Origin of the sequence: Amycolatopsis sulphurea, assembly GCF_002564045.1 — a bacterium.
Lineage (GTDB): Bacteria > Actinomycetota > Actinomycetes > Mycobacteriales > Pseudonocardiaceae > Amycolatopsis > Amycolatopsis sulphurea.
The window spans coordinates 987925-1005937 of sequence record NZ_PDJK01000001.1 but is presented as its reverse complement, the minus strand read 5'-3'; the positions used below and the strand labels follow the sequence as shown (position 1 = coordinate 1005937).

The window sequence follows — 18013 nt, the reverse complement described above, 5'->3', positions numbered from 1 at the left end:
CGGCGCTCACTGTCGGCCGTCCTCGTCTGTCACGCCGCTGTCAGTGGTTACGCGACCAATGGCGCTCCTGATTTCAGCCGTCAAGTACCCGCGTACTTGCCGAACGTCGCCGTCTTCGCCGGTCACACGATCTCGCGTCGGCCGGCATCCCAGGTCGGTCATCTCTTGCGCGAACGTCTTCCGGTCGATCTCCAGGGCGCCCAGCAGCTCAGCCGTGGGCACGAACTCCCTGCCATCTGGGCCCAGGTCGTCGCCCAGGTACTCGAGGAGCGACGCGAGCAGTTCAGGCAGCTCGCCCGGTGACGGAACCGCGTCAACGGGATGACTTGCACCGATTGGCTTGACCGCCGCAGCGTGGTCGAGCACCGGCGTCGCGTCCTGCCCGGCCGCGTGCCCGGTCAACGTCCCGGCCGCCTCGCGCAGCGCTCGGCCCTGTTCGCAGATGGTCCGCCAATCCTCGTTCGGCATGTAGTAGGTGCGGACCGTCATTGCCAGCACGTCGGCGCCGGCCGCCGTGTCGCCGTCCGGCCGCAGAATGCCGACGCCCTTGTGCGAGGGCAGCAGCCTGGACGAGTCAAACCCGCGCGTGTTCATCTGCTCACCGAGCACGATGTTCGAGTCGCGCCAGTCCATCACTCGCAGAGCGAACCGCGACCCGAGCACCGCTCGCAGCCCGGACGGGATCGTCTTCGAGTCCGGCCGCTGCGTGGCGAGCACGAGCACAATGCCGGCCGCCGGTCCCTTCTTCGCCAGCCACGTCAGCAGCTCGCCGACGTATTCACCCGCAGGAAGTTTCTTTCCTTGAACGTCAACGGGTGTGCGGTCTTCCAAGGGAACTTGGACCTCATCGATGAAGATCGCCGTAATCGGCATGTCCAGCGCCTTGTCGCGGGACATCTCCGGCGTGACCTTCGACTCCGGGCACGTCAGGTCGTCCAGGTCGCGCATCCTGTGCCCGGATCTCAGTGAACTTGTCGGCGAGCTTCTCCGACTCCTCGGCGGCCGTCCGGTAGTCCCGGACGGTCACCCACCCGCGCCACCACCGCGCGCCAACCACGACACCTCGCACCACGGCACCGAGGAACCGCAACGGCGACAGCACGAGCCACGTCACGGCATCCTTGAGTGCCTGCCTGGCTTGAGGCTTGCTCTTGAGCCACAACGGCACGCGCGGCGAGTGCAGCCACCACAACACGAAGCGGTTCCTCTTCCGTACGCGCGGGCGCGGCTGCGGCAACGTGTCGTCGACCAGTTCGCCGTCGAGCACGGGATCGGCCTTGACCGGCAGTGAGTCAGTCATGGGTCACCTCCGCGCGCAGCGCCCGCGCCAGGCGGGGTGACAGACCGCGTGAGCACCCGGTTGCCCGCCGCACCCACGCCGGCGTGATCTCGACGTCCGGTGTCCAGATCTCCCGAGCGATGGCTAGGTAGTCGGCGAACAGCACTCGCCGCCCGCCGGTCTCCTGCTGAACAGGACGCCGTTCAGCAGCTACCAACACGGCGTCGGTCAGCTTGTCCCGCAGGTCGGTGATCGCCTCGACGGCGACGAACACGACGAGCGGCGGCACCGAATGCAGCACGATCGAGGCGGCTTCCCCGGCCGCGAACGACGTCCAGGTGTTCATGACGTACGTAGCCGCGAGCGTGAACCACTTCGCTCGCCGCACCCACGCGCCCGTCTTGACCTGGTACCGCGCGGTGACCTGCTCAGCTCGCAGGATCGCCAGCAGGACAAGCGAGACGGTCGGGTCCAGCACCCACGCGGCCAGCCACGGCAGCGACCCCGGCCGCGTGCCGGCCGACGCGAAGCCCTGGACGTTGGTCATCGTGAAGGCCAGCCCGAGCACGATCCCGGACCAGCACATCCAGTCGACCTGCCGCCGCACGCGCTCGATCCGCAGCGCGACGACGTCCGGATCGGTCTGGTAAGCGCGCACCTCCGCGGCCTCGGCCGCGTCCTGTGCGAGCCGTTGCGCCCGGTTCATCGCCGACCACCCCGCTTCGAGGTGTCGACCGTGGTCACGGTCATGGCGCGGGTCAACGCGTAGGACGCGAACAGCGCGGGCAGCCCGAGCACGGCGAACAGCAGCCACGGGCTACCCGGGTGAGCGATCACCACCCACTGGACGGCGACGATCAACCCGGCATTGAACAGCACGCGCCCGGCCAGCGAGACGAGTCGCCCTCCAGACCGGGCAGCTTCCGCTGCGGCCTTCGCCCGGCGAGCACCGGCCCGCCAGACCCAGAACAGGACGATCAGCACGCCGACACCGGCGAGGATCTGCGTGGGCGTCACGGTGAGTCCGTTCATCGGGCACCCCGCTCGAAACGCTCGCCGCGACGCAGCCAGTGCGGGTGCAGCGCGCGCCGGTCGTCGTCGGTCATCGCGCCCCAGACGCCGACCGTGTCGACGCCAGCCGTCCGAAGCTCCAGTTCAAGGCACTCGTCCTGGACCGGGCAGCCGCCGCACAACAGCTTGGCGAACTCGCGGTCATCGCGAGCGTCCGGCGGACCGGCCTCCGACGACGGCGTCATGCAGGCTCCATCGCTGGTCACGACGTCGCGCAGGACATCGGTGGGCACCCACCGCAGGCGATCGAGTCGCCATGCGATGCCGATCAGCCAGAGGTCGTCGGCTTCCATGCCGCACCTCCGTCCTGAAGGGCCCTGGCCAGCTCGGTGGACGACACGCGCAGCCCGGAGCGGCACAAGGTGGCGCGGAGCATGCCGGTCCGGATCGCCCGGCTGACGGTGTTGCGGGAGACGCCGAGAATCCAGGCGGACTCGGGAATGGTGTGAAAGTTCGTTTTGGCGTTCATGAGAGAACCAATCTGATGATTTCAAGACTATGTTGTTGATTTCAGCTCTTAGTCGGACATGTTTGTCCGACGCGCCGCAGGCAATGCGCTATGCGGCGCGGAGAAAGCTCGACGAGCCGCTAATCTCGGCGCTGAGGCGGAGCGCGGAGGAATACGTGACGGAGGACTGGGCGGCAGTCGCCAAGGCGATCAACATGCGCGTGAACGAACTCGGCTGGCGACAACGCGAGCTGGCCGAGCGGTCGCACGTGTCGCAAGCGATCGTGCGCGAGCTCCAGCACCACACCGTGGAGCGCCGTCGGAGCGCGCGGACGCTCGAAGCCCTGTCGACGACGCTGGGCTGGCATCCGCAGCATCTGTTGGCCGTGCTGCAGAATCGCACGCCGCCGCACCCGGACGAGCCCGCCGACGACGGCCATGAACTGTGGTCCCGGCTGGACGCACTCGAACAGCGCCTGGCCGAGATCACCGACCGGCTGGAGGACGTCCAAACGAGCCTTGCGACCGTGGTCGAGCACGTGAAGCCGAAGCGTTAGCGGCGGGTGATTCGGGCTGGTGAACCAGGTGATTTCCATACCTAGAATTCAAGGCCGAAACGGCGTCCGGTCCCATGCACATCCACTGCTGAAGCACCGCACATCCACTGCATATCCACTGCACAAGAGCGTTTCGGAGCCGTGATGAGCCGGGTAGGTGGGTGGACCGGGCGATCAGCGGCCGCGTTGCAGTCGGCATTGCGCTTAAGTCAAGAGCGGTTCGCCGAACACCTCGGAATCAGCGCGCGCACGGTCGCGTCGTGGCACAAGAAACCGGACCTCCGGCCGCAGTCGGAGATGCAACAGGTTCTCGACGCCGCTCATGAACGGGCGTCGGAGGCCGAGCGCATCCGCTTCGCGGAGCTGACCGGCGAGGCCCCTGCCGCCCACACGAGGCCAGACACGACGGAAGCCGACCGACGGCTTGCCGCGGACCCCCACATCGGCGCGGCTCTCGAATGGCTCGACCAGCACGCCTACCGCAGGCCCGGCGCTGCGCGCCGCGCTGTCGCCGAGCAAGCCGCACGCGTCGACGCACAGGAGTCGTACGACCGGGCCACACGCCGTGCGTGGGTCGGTCAACGCGCCGTGGCTGATGCGCTCGCCGGGTACTACGGCCGGACCCACGGCGATCATGGCCTGTATGCCGGTAGCTGTGGTGACCACGCCGTGAACACCAGCATCGTGACCTGCGCCGATTGGCTCGACCTCGCTTGTGAACTACGCCCGCCGCACGACGGGCTCACCGTCGCGAGCGCCCGGCCGGGACCGCCGCTGGTCCTCGACGAGCACGCGACGAATGCCGCGGTTCAGCGGCTGGCCGAGACGGTGGCCATGAACACGCGGCTCATGAACGCCCCGCTCTACCGACTGCTGAGCACGGACATCCATGAACGCCACCTCGGCGGCTCGTTCGGCGTAGACCACTTCGTCCACTACGCCTTGACGATGGACCTGCTCGAAGGGGAACTACTCGACGCGCTCGCCGTCGGCGATACGACGTCCCTGCCCCTACGCGATCGCTACCTGCCCGACCTCGGCTCGGTCCTGAACGTCGGCGGCCGACTCTGCGCAGGTGGAGCCCTGGCGCTAACGGCCATCGCCCGGCCAGCCGACCCCTATCGAGGCGAAGCGGACTACGTGCTGTTGGTCCAGGAACGTTCCGGGCACGTGCTGAACGCGACGCGCCGACTCGCCGTCATCCCGAAGGGTTTCCACCAGCCGCTGACCGACATTCGGCGAGAAGCCCAGATCGGCGCCACCTTGCGCCGTGAGATGGAGGCTTATTCACGGCACCTGAGATTGCCGTTTCCGGCGTGTCAACATCAACGGCGGACCGTTTATTGAGGGAATTGGGTTTCCACACTCAGTACTCACAAAAACGGACCGCCTAACATGTATCATACCACTGGACTTACCATCGAGCAGATCACCGACCTGTGCGGGTTGGTCGACATGGATACCACAGCTGAGCAGCGTAGGTGGCCACCGATTCTGGGCCTGTTCAACTCGGCGGTGATCGCGCTGACATACATGCGATGCAATCGGGTTCAGGCCGAACTGGCGGAAGCGTACGAGGTATCTCAACCGACAATCAGTCGTGCGATCACCGGAATGACGCCGCTGATAGAACGTGTTCTCAGGAAGTTCGTGCCGACGGCGGACGAATTGGACGACCAGACGCAGTACATCGTGGACGGAACCCTGCTGCCGTGCTGGTCATGGGCCGATCGCCCGGAGCTGTACTCCGGCAAGCACAAGACGACCGGCATGAACGTACAGATCGCTTGCACCCTTGACGGACGACTCGCGTGGATCTCCGATCCCATCGAAGGACGCCGGCACGACACGTACTGCCTGAAGGAATCCGGGGCGCTTCTGACTCTGAATCCGGACAACTGGATGGGCGACAAAGGATACGTGGGAAATTATATGCTCACCCCGATCAAGAAGCCGAAGCACCGCAAGCTCTTGGACTGGGAGAAGGAATTCAACACCCAGATCAACAAGATTCGCTACGTCATCGAACAGACCATCGCCAACGTCAAAACCTGGAGGATCCTGCACGCCGACTACCGACGGCCCATTGAGACCTTCGCGGAAACCATATCAACGGTAATCGCTCTGCACTTCTATGCGGCTGCCTGAATAACCCTCCAGGCTTACTTCGCGAGTGAAGACGACCGCGGTAAAGCGGTATCGCGCATCGAAGAGTTCGGGAATGAAAGAAGCGGATATCGCGTTGATGGTGATGCAGCCCAAGCCGAACCCGAGCGCCATCGCAACCCAGATCGAGACCGTGCCGCCGGTGCTCAGCAAAAGGAAAAACGGTCCCGCGAAAATGCCGTTGAACAAGCAGAATGCGGCGTACGATCCCCTGCGGCCGTACCGATCGGCGAGTTTGCCGGCGACAGGGCAGAGGATCACGCCAAGCACGCAACCCAGCAGCAACCCCACGAGAGGCACGTTCTTGGCAACGCCGCGACCGGTGACGTAGCTCAATCCGAACACCTGGATGACATAGATGTTGAAGGTGAGCGGCGCGTTCGCCGCCATCGCCGTGAGCGCCCTTCCAGGCTGACGGCGGAGCACTTCGCCCAGCGGCAGGCGCGCGACCTGGTTGGACGCCTTGACCTTTTCGAAGACCGTCGTCTCCGGCACCTTCATACGCACCACGGTGCCGACGATGACCATGACGATGCTCAGCAGGAACGGGACTCGCCATCCCCAGGAAACAAGTTGGTCCTTGGGCAGATACGCCATCCCCGCGGTTACCGCCGCGGCGAGGCCGATGCCGCCGACGATTCCCATCATCGGCAGCGAAGCGTAATAACCCCGGCGCGATGGCGGGGCGCCCTCCACCACCATCGAGGTGGCGCCCGCATACTCGGCGCCGGCACCGAATCCTTGCGCCAGGCGCAGCACGACCAGCAGGATCGGCGCGGCGATGCCGATCGTTTCGTAGGTGGGCAGGCAGCCGATCAGCGTGGTCGCGACACCCATCATGAGAAATGTCGCGACCAGGACCGGGCGGCGGCCGTATTTGTCCCCGAGGTGTCCCAGGATCAAACCGCCGACGGGGCGGGCGACAAGGCCGACCGCGAAGGTGGCCAGCGAGGCCAAGACTCCGACCGTCGGGGACAACTTCGGAAAAAACAGCTGATTCAGGATAAGTGCCGCGGCACTGGAAAAGACCGCCCAGTCGTACCATTCGATAACACTTCCCACCATGGTGGTGGAGAGCAGTGTTTTCGACATCTTCGGTGCCGGCGCGCCCGACACGGCACTCCGCTCCGACAAGAAAGAACCTTCCATGTCAATTCTCCTTTGAATTGCATCAAGGTGTGGGGTGCTTCTGGGAGGGTCGCCGCGTGGCAAAGCTGGCCACCCTGGTTCGTCCGACCGTGTCCGGGCCGCCGAAACCTCAGATGCCGCACCTAACCGCGGGCGGCCGTCTTCTCGGCACGCAAACTGGCTGTCCGGACTTCGTCGACATCGAGGTCGTCCCCGCGCAAGACCACAGCGTAGGTCTCCAAGGCGTGCTGGACGCTGACCTTGCCCTCGACCGCATCGGCCCGGACCATCTCGGGGTCACGTTCCCATGGCGAACCGTATCCGCCCGCGCCAGCCGTACGGTGAAGGATCCGGTCGCCAGGCCGCCCGGTCAGGTGCACATGCGAACGCTGGCCGAGGCTCACCTCGGTTCCGTCGGCCCTGATGAGTTTCGTGCTCGGAGGCGGCCCAGGGAGGCCTCCCTTCATGCCGGGCGATCCGTCTAGGTTCACCGAACGCACCATCACCTCTGCATCGGCGAGCAACCGCGTCGCCCTGGAGATCTGCATCGCGCCGCGATACTTGCCAGCTCCTTCGCTGTCCTCGACGATGCGGAATTCCTCGATGACGAGAGGGAACTGGTTCTCCAGCAGTTCGATGGAGGCGGTGCCGTACGAGCCCATGTAGACCGGAGCGACACCATCGATACCGTCGCTGTTGGAGCGGGCTCCCCAGCCGCCGAACATGAGGTCGAGGAGCGCGAACTCGGTGCCGTCCTGCGCCTTCCCGCTCAGGTGCACCGCATCCCCGCCGACCCCGGGTACCGCGATCGTTCCCTTCTTCGCCGACCCGACAGTGCGAATGACGAGATCGAGGATCTTGAAGAAGATCGGTGCACGCGCGCTGACCGGAGCGGGAAAGGTCGGGTTGACGACCGACGCCTCCGGGACAGTGACCTTGATCGGCCGGAAGAAGCCCGAGTTCGCCGGGACGCCTTGTGCCACCAGTGCCTTGAGACCGCCGCACATCGCCGCCCGGACCATCGCCGAGGGCGTATTGATGCCGGCGTCCACCTGAGGCGAGGAGCCGGTCAGGTCGAACTCCAGTGAATCGCCAGCGACTCTCAATGTCAGGGCGATCCGCACTGTTCCGCCGTCTTTGCCCTCGATGTCGCCGCCGTAAGGCATTTCGGCGTCGGCGAAGTACTCGCCGTCAGCGAGTTCGGCGACCGCATTGCGCATCGCTCGCTCAGCGTGCTCGATCAACCCGTCGCAGAGCGCTTCGAACTGCGGGACGCCATACTTCTCGGCGAGGCCCGCCAGCCCGCGCGCACCACGTTGCACTCCGGCGATCTTGGCGTCGAGGTCGCTCACCCATTCCGAGGAAGCGCGCACATTGGCCCGGATCGTCTCGATGAGCGCGACGTTCCGTCGCCCGGCGGTGTGCACCTTGACGACAGGAAGGCGAAGACCTTCTTCGTACAGCGACCGCGATTGCTCGCTCATGCCTCCTGGGACACGGCCGCCGGTATCGGAGTGATGGGAGTAGCACACGGCGTACCCGACATGGGCACCAACGGAAAATACTGGCATGACGACCCCGACGTCGGGAAGGTGCGTCATGCCCCCGTACGGGTCGTTCGAGACGAACACGTCCCCAGGGTCGAGATCTACGCTGTACCGTGCCGTGACTTCTGCGCAGAGCGTCTCGAAGCCGGAGAGCTGCAACGGGGCGGCGAAGCCTTCGGCCATGATGCGGCCGCTTTTGTCGCAGAGCGCGGTGGCGAATTCACCTGCCTTCAGCATGGGCGATCGTCCCGCCTTCGAGATCACGATCGCCATCTCTTCGCTCAAGGCTCCGAGTTCGTTGGCGACGATCTCGTTGAGAACCGGGTCGAATTTCGCAGGCGTTCGAGCCTGGCTCGTCGTGCTCATGAGTTTTCCCGTTCAAGGACGATGTTTCCGTGCTTGTCCGTGCGTGCGCTCCAGGAGGGCAGCACGACGACGGTCGTGTCCGGCTCGTTGAGGAGGAGCGGCCCGCTTCTGGCGGCAGTGGTGAGGTCGTTCCTGGTCAGAACGTCGACCTCGACGAAGCCTTGCTCCGGTCTGAAGTACGCGCGCGCACGAGTCCGGCGCCTCTTGCGGTCGGACGTGCTCTCGTACTGCTGCTCAGAATTTCCGACCCGCCGCGGCCGACAGCCGCAGTCGCACGCATTCGCAGGCCGACGACGTCCAGCGGGGCATCGGGGACGTAGTGGAACTTGGCGAGATACGCGTCTGAGAAGGTCTCCGTCAGCATCGTGCCGAGCCGGTCGTCGGGCGGAGGGCAGGCGACGGCGAGGCGCTCCTCGCTGTCGCGGTATTTCAGATCGACGTGCCGGTCGAATTCCGCGTCCGCCGGATCGACTCCCTCAGCCTCGAGGATTTCGCTGAGTCGCTTCTGCAGCTTGACGAACCTCTCCGCGAACGTCTCGGGCTCAAGGGTGTCGACCGGTGCCGCGAGACTCATCACGGCATCGTGCCGATACTCGGCGAGCAGCAGTCCGACAGCGCTGAAGATCCCCGGGAACGGCGGGATGTAGACCGTACGCACACCGAGTTCCTCGGCCAATTGGACCGCGTGGACCGGTCCGGCTCCCCCGTACGCGACCATCGTGAAGCCGCGCGGGTCCTGGCCTTTCTCCACCGACACCGCCCGGAGCGCGCGGATCATCGTCGTGTTGGCGATCTGCACGATGCCATGCGCCGCCTCCGTCACCGACAGGCCCAGGGGGGTCGCGACAGACTCGATCGCCCGCTCCGCGAGCTCGCGGTTCATGGGAACGCTGCCGTCGGCGATCGCGCTAGCGCTCAAATAGCCGAGTACGACGTTCGCGTCGGTCACCGTCGGCTGCGTGCCGCCGTTCCCGTAGCAGGCCGGTCCGGGCTCCGCCCCGGCGCCCTCGGGACCGACACGCAGCGCTCCGGCAGAGTCGATCCAGGCGATGCTTCCGCCGCCCGCGCCGACCTCGACCAGGTCTACGGAAGGCGTCCGCACGACATGACCAGCGCCGCCGAAGAACCGGCTGCCCAGGCTCGCGCCGGCTCCGACCTCGACCTGAGGGCGCTCCATCGGGCGGGCGTCGAGAATGGCCGATGCCTTCGCCGTCGTGCCGCCCATGTCGAACGCGAGCACTCGGCCCAGGTCGCTGTTCGCCGCGATCCGAGCAGCGGCGAGCACTCCCGCCGCGGGTCCGGACTCGATCATCTGGACCGGTTGCGTGCGAGCCACCTGAGAGTCCATCAGCCCGCCTTGCGACTGCATGATCCTCAGTCCCGACCCGCTGGCGCCGATCTGCCCCTCGAGGCGGGTGAGATACCGGTCGACCACCGGCATCAACGACGCGTTGACCGCCGTCGTGCTCATCCGCTCGTACTCGCCGACCTCAGGAAACTCGATCCCGGAGACGCTGAACCGCAGGTCAGGGCGTTCGCGTTCGATGAGCGCGGCGACGCGCCGCTCATGCTCCGGGTTCGCGGGCGAATTGATGAGGCAGACGGCGATCGCTTCGACCTCTGCGAGCGGGCCCTTCAGCAAGCCCCTGATCTCGTCGTCGTCGACCGGGCTCTCGACGGTGCCGTCCGCGAGAACGCGTTCGGCGAGTTCGTGTACCAGACGACGGGGAATCAGCGGGGCCGGTCGCTCCCATCCGACGTCGTGGATGCTCGGGCGCCGCTGGCTCCGCATCTCCAATACGTCGCGAAATCCCTTCGTTGTCAGCATTCCGGTACTGGCGACCTTGTTCTCGAGCAGCGCGTTCGAACACGTCGTCGTGGCGTGCCGGAAAGATCGGCGAGCTTCGCCGTCGATCTCGGCCGCGAGTTCTGAGATGCGCGACCCGATGGTCCCGAGGTGGGACAGCAGCTTGCGCGTGAAGACGCGGCCATCAGGCGCGACAAAGATGACGTCGGTGAAAGTTCCGCCGATGTCGAACGCGACGGTCAGCTCGGGTCGCTGACCCAGGGAAGCAGTTTCCATCGCGATCATGCCCCCTTGCCGATCTCGAGGCCGAGCAGAGGAGCGAACTGCTGCCCGGCAAGAACATCCGTGTCGCCGACCGCTCCGGAATGGACCCGGCGCGGAAGGCTGACCTTGATCGCCGAGGCGGCGGGCACGTAAAAGATCATCACGTCGTCCAGCTCCGTGCCGGGAAACAAGGGAGCGATCCGCTCCGCGACGAAGGCACCGGAATTCCAGGCACGGTCGAGCTCTTCCCGCTCGGAGAACACGATATCGAACGTGACCATGAAGGGACCGGCTGTCTTGCTTCGGACGAACGTGGCAAGGTCGCGCAAGATCATCGCCCGCTCACCTCCTCGACGATGAACCTGAACGGCTCCAGGGGATCGTCGACTTCGACGATGTGGTTGGTATTGAAGGCGTACACCGGGCCGTGGTCCATGATCGGCCGCTGATAGGGGACGCCCAGCGTCACGTAGCCCATCGCGTACTTGGTCGGATGGTGCAGCAGGTTGTACCAAAGGATATTCGCGACGGTGCCGGCCAGCTCGGCATCCGGTGCCGTCACCTCGGCCAGCAGGGCGACCTCGGTCCCCGCCGTCGGCGGAGCGAACTCCCAGCCTCCCATCGTTCCCGACACGCCGTACGGGTGGACCCGGACATGGCACTGGTCGAGTACTGACTCCCCCTGCTCCTGGCGGATGCGGTCGAACGCGACCGCCATCGCGTCTTCGAACCACTCGTCGAAATGCTCGACGATCGCAGGGTCTCGAATAGATTGCACGAAACCCTTGCGGTGACCGATAAATTCGACGCCCTCGATTTTGACCGTGTGCTGCTCGCTGGGAGTCCAGCTGGCACCCGACCCTCGGACCGCACGGTCGGAAACCGCTACGTACTGTGCGTCCGTCGTGTCAAGCATTCCGGACGGCTGCGCAAGATGGAACGGATCGGCGCTTTCGTAAAGCTGCTGCGATGCCACGCTCTCCGGTGTGCAACGAAGCCGCTCGGCCATCGGCTCGATCTCGAAACCCGACTCATCGACGCGCACGTGAACACAGTCAAGCTTGGGTGGCGTCGCGGCGACCGCGCCGCAGTCCGCGGTCTTGCCGGCATGCCAGGAGGAAGCTTCCGGAAAGCCGCGAGAAATCGGGATCGAGGCGAAGATGGCCGCGTCGCTGGCACGCCCGGCGAGGACCACGTCGGCACCAAGGTCGAGAGCGTGCTGAAAGGCCTCGACACCCATCATCGCGACGATGCGCAAGCTGCGCGCGGGCGTGTCGGCATCGTAGGGCAGCCGAGGATGGAGCGCGTGCACTCGTCCTTGGTCGAGCTTGGCTTGCACCCAAGCCGGATCGACCTCGGCATAGACCTTGACCACTTTCAACGACTGGCCGTGCCGGGCCGCGTATTCCTCGACCATCTCCCCGAGCCGGTCGACGCCGTGGTCTCGGCCCGCGCCGCCAGAGCTTCCACCGGATATCGAGGACGTCTTTCCGAACTCTCCATCATCATTCGCATCACAACGTCGCTCGAATTCTACCGACTTCGGTTCGTAACTAGCGTGAATAGCACTCACTGTCCTTGGACCCGCCCAGAACTGCTGTGTATGTGACGCTCATAGCGGCGCGGGGATCCCTGTGAAGTTGATCTGCAGGAGGACCACTTCGCAGCAGAGGTCCCGCGCTCTCATGCGGCCTGCCACGCCACGCTTCCCAAGATCACACAGCGTCACGAACCCGTACTCGGAACGCCTCAGTGGGGGGCAAGGAAGACAACCTGTCGGCGGATTGACGATTATGACCTGCCGCTCCAGACTATTTTCGGTAGTTCGTCCTTGACGAACATCCGATTCGACGCGTGTGGAGTTCTCGAAAACGACAGAAGGGTCACTGACGCATGCATCAGGACGCCTGGCAACTTCGGCTGGCCGACGAGGTTGTCCGCCGGTCGACTGGCGTACCGCTGGACTGGGACATCCGAGCGGAACTGGAGCGGCGTCTCGGCACGGACCTCGCCGAGGTGCGGATCCACACCGGCGCCGCGGCTCACGACTCGGCAGTCGCGCTCAACGCCGTGGCTTACACCGTCGGCCAGGACATCGTCTTTCGCGATGGCGGCTACATCCCCTCGTCTGTAGCCGGAAAACGGCTGCTGGTGCACGAGCTGACCCACGTCCTCCAGCAGCGAAACGGCAGCGCCGCAACCGGCAGGCCAGCCGACTTGGAGCGCCAGGCCGAGATCAATGCCACCGCGTTCGCCGACGGTAACTCGTTGCCACTGAGGGGCGAACGCTCGAGTTGGCACGCACACGGGTGCACCTCGGGTGCTCCGTCGATCGTGCAGTGCTACCGAGAGGTAAAGGGGACCGGAGGTAAAATATGGTGTATTTCCGACTCCGCGAAATATGTTTTTCTCAAGGATTCGGGCGAGGAGGTAACCGGCATTCTCTGGGTACGCAAAGGCTCGAGGAATCCTCGCTACTTCACCACAGTAAAAGTGCAACGCCCCGGAGATTTCCCCAAGGAATTGAAGGGGGACTACCGGAGCTGCCAAAGGCAACAGCTATTTCTTGCCGATTGCCTCAACTCGGCAGAGGAAGTCATGTACAAAAAGCCGCTACTTCCGCACATAGACGACAAAAGCTCCCCGATTAAGCACAAAGGCCATATAGCCAGCAAGATTACATGGGGCACCTACGAAACGCTTCGCTATATCGGCGCCTCCAACAAGGAAAACAAGAAGTTCGCCGAAGAGTACCGGGATGCTCGCAAGAAGAAACCCGGGAAAACCGACTACACGGAAGCACCGAGGCCCGGTCAGGCCTTCCTCATAGTTCGGCTTGCCCTGCCTAAAGGGGGAGAATCCCCATATCATGCCGCTGCCGTCATCGCGATGGACGGACGAGATCGTCTCACTCTGGAGACGTCCGCCGGCACCGTCGATGCAAAGCTGGGAGAAGGAACCGAGGGAATTCTGGACATCTACGAAGTCGACAAGTCAGGAGAAATGCCACCAGAGAACGAGAAGTGTACGTTTCGCGGCAGATACAAGAAAGACTATGGCAAAAAGTCGATCACTGTAACCATAGAACCCATTAAACCTGAGGAGCGGGAACGTCTGCCAGAGAACATAAGAAAACCTCCCGTGACGGAAGATACAATTAAACGGGAAACAAAGAAACTCAGGTCTGAGCTGATCGTGTCAAGTGAGGTGTGACGTGCCCCTGACCGTACGGCAGCTCGAAGAAAAGCTGGGGGCCAAACCTCCCAGTTTCACCATCGACAAGAGTATCTTCGGCACCGGTAAGCGGTACGACGAGTTCTTCGGCAAGGTCGTCGGCGCTGCCGAGGTGCTCATCTCTGACGGGCTCGAGTTCGACAAGAACAAACTGGTACTGACCGGAAAAACCAAGATCAGCAGTGTCATGAAGACTCTGCGACCGGTCACGGTGACCTTCCTCACCGACCGCACCGGCACCCTGGTCACCGGCGCGGTGATCAGGGTGCAGCTCGACGAGGGCACCACGACCATCAGCCACAGTTCGCTCACCCTGCCGCTGGGCGGCTTTCTGAAAGCCGGCTTCGACACGCCACAGGCAGTCCTTCGAGTCGGGCCCACCGGAAACGACTGGGCCTCACTGTACGGCGCCATCGAATTCACCGCCGGCTCCCGGAAACACGCACTCTTCGTGGTTCCGGCGATCGACAACACCTACACCATGTTCGGCTCGTTCGACCAGCTCACCCTGGCCACCCTGAGTGAGCTCCACGGCATCCCCTTGTTCTCCGGGGTGGACAAAAGCCAGCTGACCCTGCCACCGGAGATCCCCGGCGGGAGCGCGAAGATTGGTTTGCTCGAGATCTCGGGGACCTTCGACACCAGCACGAACGCACTGCGCGACCTACACGGCGTCGTCGAACTCGTCGAGAGCCCGGCACCGGGCACCGCGACGGCCGAACTGACCCTCCACCGGATCACGGTCGAGGTCGACGTCAGTTTCACCAAACCCCTGCAGGTGGCTTTCGCACTCACCGTCGAGGCGACCATTTTCGGCGTCAGCCTCGGGGCCGGTATCACCGTTCCGGAACTCGACCTCCAGGGTTATGTTTACCTCGATACCCCACCAAAGCTGGTACTGCCGGATTCGGTGACCAAGGCACTGCCGAAGGACGTCCAGCCGGGCAAGTTCGCGCCAACGGGGGTGGACTTCACGGCCAACCTCAAAGACCGGTCCTACTGGGTCAGTATCGGTCTCGGCAGCGCCCTCAGCTGGAAGATCACCGACGACGTGTCACTTGGCGACCTGGTGCTGACCGTATCCAGCACCGGAAAGCAGGGCGCACAACTCGCCATCAGCCTGAGCGGGGTGGTGGAGATCGCCGGACAGACCCTGTCGCTGGAGGGCTGGTATCGATCGGGCGGCGGCTGGGAGTTCACCGGCAGGCTCGACCTCCGGTTGCCGGTGGCCGGGACAGGCCAGTTCCGGTACCTGACGTTCACCGGCCGCGCCGCCACCAGCCCGCCGCCTGGTGTGCACCTCACCGCCACCTGGTCCGGCCGCCCCGCCGTCGGGCTGGCCGATCTGGCCGCCGCGCTGGACATCGATCTCACCGAACTGCCTGAGGGCGTGGCAGACATTATGCCCGCGGTGAGCCACGTCGGGCTCGGCTGTAACACCGCACAGAAGACCTGGGTGCTGTCACTGCAATCCGAGGTAGCCGACCTGGTACTCGCCACCACCACCGCATAGAAAGCCGGGGAGCCTGCGCATGATCGAGGACCGAGCCAGAGACGATCGAGACCGGTGAACGGGAAAAGCCCGCAGCCGATCAGCCCGCCGGCGACGGAAAAACCGCACAAGGCCGACTATCACCCCAATATGGCGTTCGATCCGAAACCCACGAACAGCGGAGCGAAGCCACTGCGAGTGCTGCTGCTGCGCGTGAAGGTCAAGGCGAACCTGTCCTCGCTGCCCGTGGTCGGCCCGAAGATCCCGCCGGACCTCGACGTTCGCTTGGACAGCCTGCAGGTAGTGCTCGGCCCCCGGCTCGACGCCGGGCAGGCACAGCGGATCGACGCACTGATTGGCGAAGTCGGCAAGGACCTGCCGACCCTGCCGGAACAGGGGCTGCCCGGTGGCGTACTGGTCGGCGCACGGATCGGTATCGGCAAGAACGCGGCGAAACCGCTGCTGGTGCCGCTGAGCAAGCCAGCCACCACCGAGATCGCCACCACCGGCCCAGAGGCACCGAATCAGGCGGCACCCATTGTCTGGCTGGATGTCAAACGCACCCTGGGACCGGTTCGCGTCGATCGGGTCGGTGTGTCCTATTCGGATGGACGGCTCTGGCTGCTGGTCGGGGCAGCGCTGAGCGCGTCCGGAGTGGAGCTCGCGGTCGACGGCCTCGGCCTGGGCTTCCGGTTGCGCCGTGACGTGGACATCGAGGGCAGGCTGGATGGGCTCAGCGTGGGCTACGACCGCCCGCCGCTGACCATCGCCGGTGCGCTGCTGAACGAGCGGCAGGCGCCGACCTCGCGCTATTCGGTGGTGGTGCGGGGCGCGGCCGTCGTGCGCACCCCGGCACTGAGCGTCGCCGCGATGGGCGGTTACGCCCAGCCCAAGAGCGGTCAGCCGTCGCTGTTCCTGTTCGGTGAGCTGGCCATGAAACCGGGCCAGGGCATCGGCCCGCCGCCGTTCCGGGTCACCGGTCTCGCGCTGGGCTTCGGCTACAACAGCGGCGTCGACCTGCCCGAACTCAAGCAGCTCGACGAGTTCCCGCTCATGCCCGGTCGCGCCCGCGCCGGTGAGAAACCGGACTTGACCGTGTTGAAGGAACTGGGGAAATGGGTACACGAGGTACCCGGCCAGGTGTGGGTCGCCGCGGGGCTCACCGTGGACTCGTTCCGGTTCATCTCCGCCCAGGCGGTCGCGCTGGTCCAGGTCGGCGAATACTTCAGCATCATGCTGCTGGGCAGGGCGACCGCGCAGTTCCCGCGAACCGGCCGGGCCTATGCCAGGGTGGGACTGGATCTGCGCGCGCTGTACCGGTCGTCGGAGGACCTACTCCAGCTCGACGCCAGCCTGTCGCCCGGCTCGTTCCTGATCAGCGACGATTGCCGACTCACCGGCGGTGCCGCCTTCTACCTGTGGTTCGGTCGCAGCAAGCATCCCGGCGACTTCGTGTTCACCATCGGCGGCTATCACCCCGGCTTCGCCCGGCCGATGCACTACCCAGACGTCGAACGGCTCGGCTTCAGCTGGTCGGTGTCCGATCAGGTCAGCGTGCGCGGTGAAGCGTATTGCGCGCTCACCCCGAAGGCGTTCATGGTCGGCGGACGGCTCGCGGTCAATTTCCACGGTGGACCGGTGAAAGCGTGGTTCACCGCCTGGCTGGACGCGTTGATCGAATGGTCGCCGCTGTATTTCCGCGTGTCCATCGGGATCACCGCCGGGGTTTCGCTGGACGTCTGGCTCGGCACCCTGCGCGCCGAGGTCAGCGTCTCCCTCGATCTGTGGGGACCGCCGACCGGAGGGATCGCCAGGATCAAGGCGCTCGGCATCACGGTCAAGGTGAAGTTCGGGTCCGGTTCGGACAGCAAACCTGCGCTGACCTGGTCCCAGTTCCGCGAGCAGCTGCTGCCTGCCGAGGTCGTCGCGGCACAGCCGATCGCCGGGCTGCTCGCTCAGCCGCACCCGGCCGCCGAGCCGGTCAAGGGCGCGCCGTGGGTGGTTTCCTCGGATGGCTTCACCTTCACCACCAGGTCCGCCATGCCGGCGTCCGAACTGCTTCTCGGCACGCATCCGTTCCAGGGTGGGACGACCGTCGACGTGCGACCGACCGGGCAACGCAGTCTGACCAGCAAATACAGCCTGCAAGTGTGGCGAGTGGACGGTGGAACGCCGGTCGAGATCCCCCTGCACGACCCCACACTCGGCTGGCAGATCGGCAAGCTCGTCGAGAGCATCCCTCAAGCGCTCTGGGGCACCGGGGACGCGAGCACCTCGGCGCTGGACAAGAAACAGGCGGCGGTGCTGCCGGACCGGCTAGTCGGGTTCCAGGTGACCGTGCCGAAGCCGGAACTGGCCAAGAACCCCATCGCCTCCAGCCGGGCCGCGCTTGATCTCGACTCCTCGGAGGCGGCCGCACTGCCCCTGCCGCCGTCGGTGCGGCCGGTACTGCCCCAGCCCACGGTATGGCGGACGGGCGCACCCAGCCGAATCACCCTGATCAAGGAGAACATCGCCGGCAAGGCAACCGCCCGCACCGCGTTGCACACGGTGCTGGCCAAGCTCACCCCACTGGCCGACGGGCCGCTGACCAAGTACGCCGCCATGGTGGGCAACACCATGGCGGCCGAACCCCTGCTGACCGGGAAGTGAAC

At 65.1% G+C, this 18013-nt stretch carries 17 protein-coding genes; 6 read left to right on the top strand and 11 right to left on the bottom strand.

The annotated features are described in order from the left end of the window. Positions 1-6: 6 nt before the first annotated feature. From ATK36_RS04530 to ATK36_RS04510, 6 genes are read right to left on the bottom strand one after another with little or no spacing between them, the layout of a single operon-like run. A complete protein-coding gene (locus ATK36_RS04530) occupies positions 7-897 on the bottom strand; it encodes a hypothetical protein (RefSeq protein WP_423682850.1) in 891 nt (296 codons plus the stop codon). Further along, entirely contained in the window at positions 845-1300 is a 456-nt protein-coding gene (locus ATK36_RS34585) for a hypothetical protein (protein ID WP_423682849.1), read from the bottom strand. Before ATK36_RS34585 ends, ATK36_RS04530 begins: the two co-directional genes overlap by 53 nt. Then, positions 1293-1985, bottom strand: coding sequence for a hypothetical protein (locus ATK36_RS04525; protein WP_098509946.1), 693 nt, complete (start codon positions 1983-1985; stop codon positions 1293-1295). The genes ATK36_RS34585 and ATK36_RS04525 overlap by 8 nt, the downstream gene beginning before the upstream one ends. After that, entirely contained in the window at positions 1982-2311 is a 330-nt protein-coding gene (locus tag ATK36_RS04520; RefSeq protein WP_098509945.1) for a hypothetical protein, read from the bottom strand. Before ATK36_RS04520 ends, ATK36_RS04525 begins: the two co-directional genes overlap by 4 nt. After that, on the bottom strand, positions 2308-2643 hold the full coding sequence (locus ATK36_RS04515) for a WhiB family transcriptional regulator (RefSeq protein ID WP_098509944.1): 336 nt from the start codon (positions 2641-2643) through the stop codon (positions 2308-2310). The genes ATK36_RS04520 and ATK36_RS04515 overlap by 4 nt, the downstream gene beginning before the upstream one ends. Further along, a complete protein-coding gene (locus tag ATK36_RS04510; RefSeq protein ID WP_098509943.1) occupies positions 2619-2819 on the bottom strand; it encodes a MerR family transcriptional regulator in 201 nt (66 codons plus the stop codon). Before ATK36_RS04510 ends, ATK36_RS04515 begins: the two co-directional genes overlap by 25 nt. A gap of 155 nt (positions 2820-2974) precedes the next feature. On the opposite strand from ATK36_RS04510, the gene ATK36_RS04505 reads away from it, so the two are divergent. The 3 genes from ATK36_RS04505 (at position 2975) to ATK36_RS04495 (ending at position 5503) form a co-directional block, all read left to right on the top strand. Then, complete coding sequence (locus tag ATK36_RS04505) at positions 2975-3355, top strand: helix-turn-helix domain-containing protein (RefSeq protein ID WP_020640049.1); 381 nt, start codon at positions 2975-2977, stop codon at positions 3353-3355. A 144-nt stretch (positions 3356-3499) separates the two neighbouring features. After that, the gene (locus tag ATK36_RS04500) at positions 3500-4702 is read left to right on the top strand and encodes a helix-turn-helix domain-containing protein (protein ID WP_245914327.1); all 1203 of its coding nucleotides are present in this window, start codon (positions 3500-3502) and stop codon (positions 4700-4702) included. A gap of 48 nt (positions 4703-4750) precedes the next feature. Then, positions 4751-5503, top strand: a complete 753-nt coding sequence (locus tag ATK36_RS04495; RefSeq protein WP_245914325.1) for a transposase family protein — start codon at positions 4751-4753, stop codon at positions 5501-5503. Here the strand turns inward: ATK36_RS04495 and ATK36_RS04490 are convergent. The 5 genes from ATK36_RS04490 to ATK36_RS04470 all read right to left on the bottom strand — a co-directional run bounded on the left by ATK36_RS04490 (position 5465) and on the right by ATK36_RS04470 (position 12050). Further along, positions 5465-6670, bottom strand: coding sequence for an MFS transporter (locus ATK36_RS04490; protein ID WP_098509942.1), 1206 nt, complete (start codon positions 6668-6670; stop codon positions 5465-5467). The two genes, ATK36_RS04495 and ATK36_RS04490, sit on opposite strands and share 39 nt — an antisense overlap. Positions 6671-6792: 122 nt before the next feature. Next, entirely contained in the window at positions 6793-8562 is a 1770-nt protein-coding gene (locus ATK36_RS04485; protein ID WP_098509941.1) for a hydantoinase B/oxoprolinase family protein, read from the bottom strand. Positions 8563-8698: 136 nt separating this feature from the next. Further along, positions 8699-10654, bottom strand: a complete 1956-nt coding sequence (locus tag ATK36_RS04480) for a hydantoinase/oxoprolinase family protein (protein ID WP_098509940.1) — start codon at positions 10652-10654, stop codon at positions 8699-8701. Then, complete coding sequence (locus ATK36_RS04475) at positions 10651-10968, bottom strand: DUF4387 domain-containing protein (RefSeq protein WP_098509939.1); 318 nt, start codon at positions 10966-10968, stop codon at positions 10651-10653. Before ATK36_RS04475 ends, ATK36_RS04480 begins: the two co-directional genes overlap by 4 nt. Next, positions 10965-12050: an acyclic terpene utilization AtuA family protein gene (locus ATK36_RS04470; RefSeq protein WP_098509938.1), complete on the bottom strand. Its 1086-nt coding sequence runs from the start codon at positions 12048-12050 to the stop codon at positions 10965-10967. Before ATK36_RS04470 ends, ATK36_RS04475 begins: the two co-directional genes overlap by 4 nt. Before the next feature lie 476 nt (positions 12051-12526). Here ATK36_RS04470 and ATK36_RS04465 point away from each other — a divergent pair, with 476 nt between their 5' ends. The 3 genes from ATK36_RS04465 to ATK36_RS04455 are packed head-to-tail and all read left to right on the top strand — an operon-like array spanning position 12527 to position 18011. After that, on the top strand, positions 12527-13846 hold the full coding sequence (locus ATK36_RS04465) for an eCIS core domain-containing protein (RefSeq protein WP_098509937.1): 1320 nt from the start codon (positions 12527-12529) through the stop codon (positions 13844-13846). Position 13847: 1 nt separating this feature from the next. Further along, the gene (locus ATK36_RS04460) at positions 13848-15380 is read left to right on the top strand and encodes a hypothetical protein (protein WP_098509936.1); all 1533 of its coding nucleotides are present in this window, start codon (positions 13848-13850) and stop codon (positions 15378-15380) included. Between the two features lie 54 nt (positions 15381-15434). After that, the gene (locus ATK36_RS04455) at positions 15435-18011 is read left to right on the top strand and encodes a DUF6603 domain-containing protein (protein ID WP_098509935.1); all 2577 of its coding nucleotides are present in this window, start codon (positions 15435-15437) and stop codon (positions 18009-18011) included. Positions 18012-18013 lie beyond the last annotated feature (2 nt).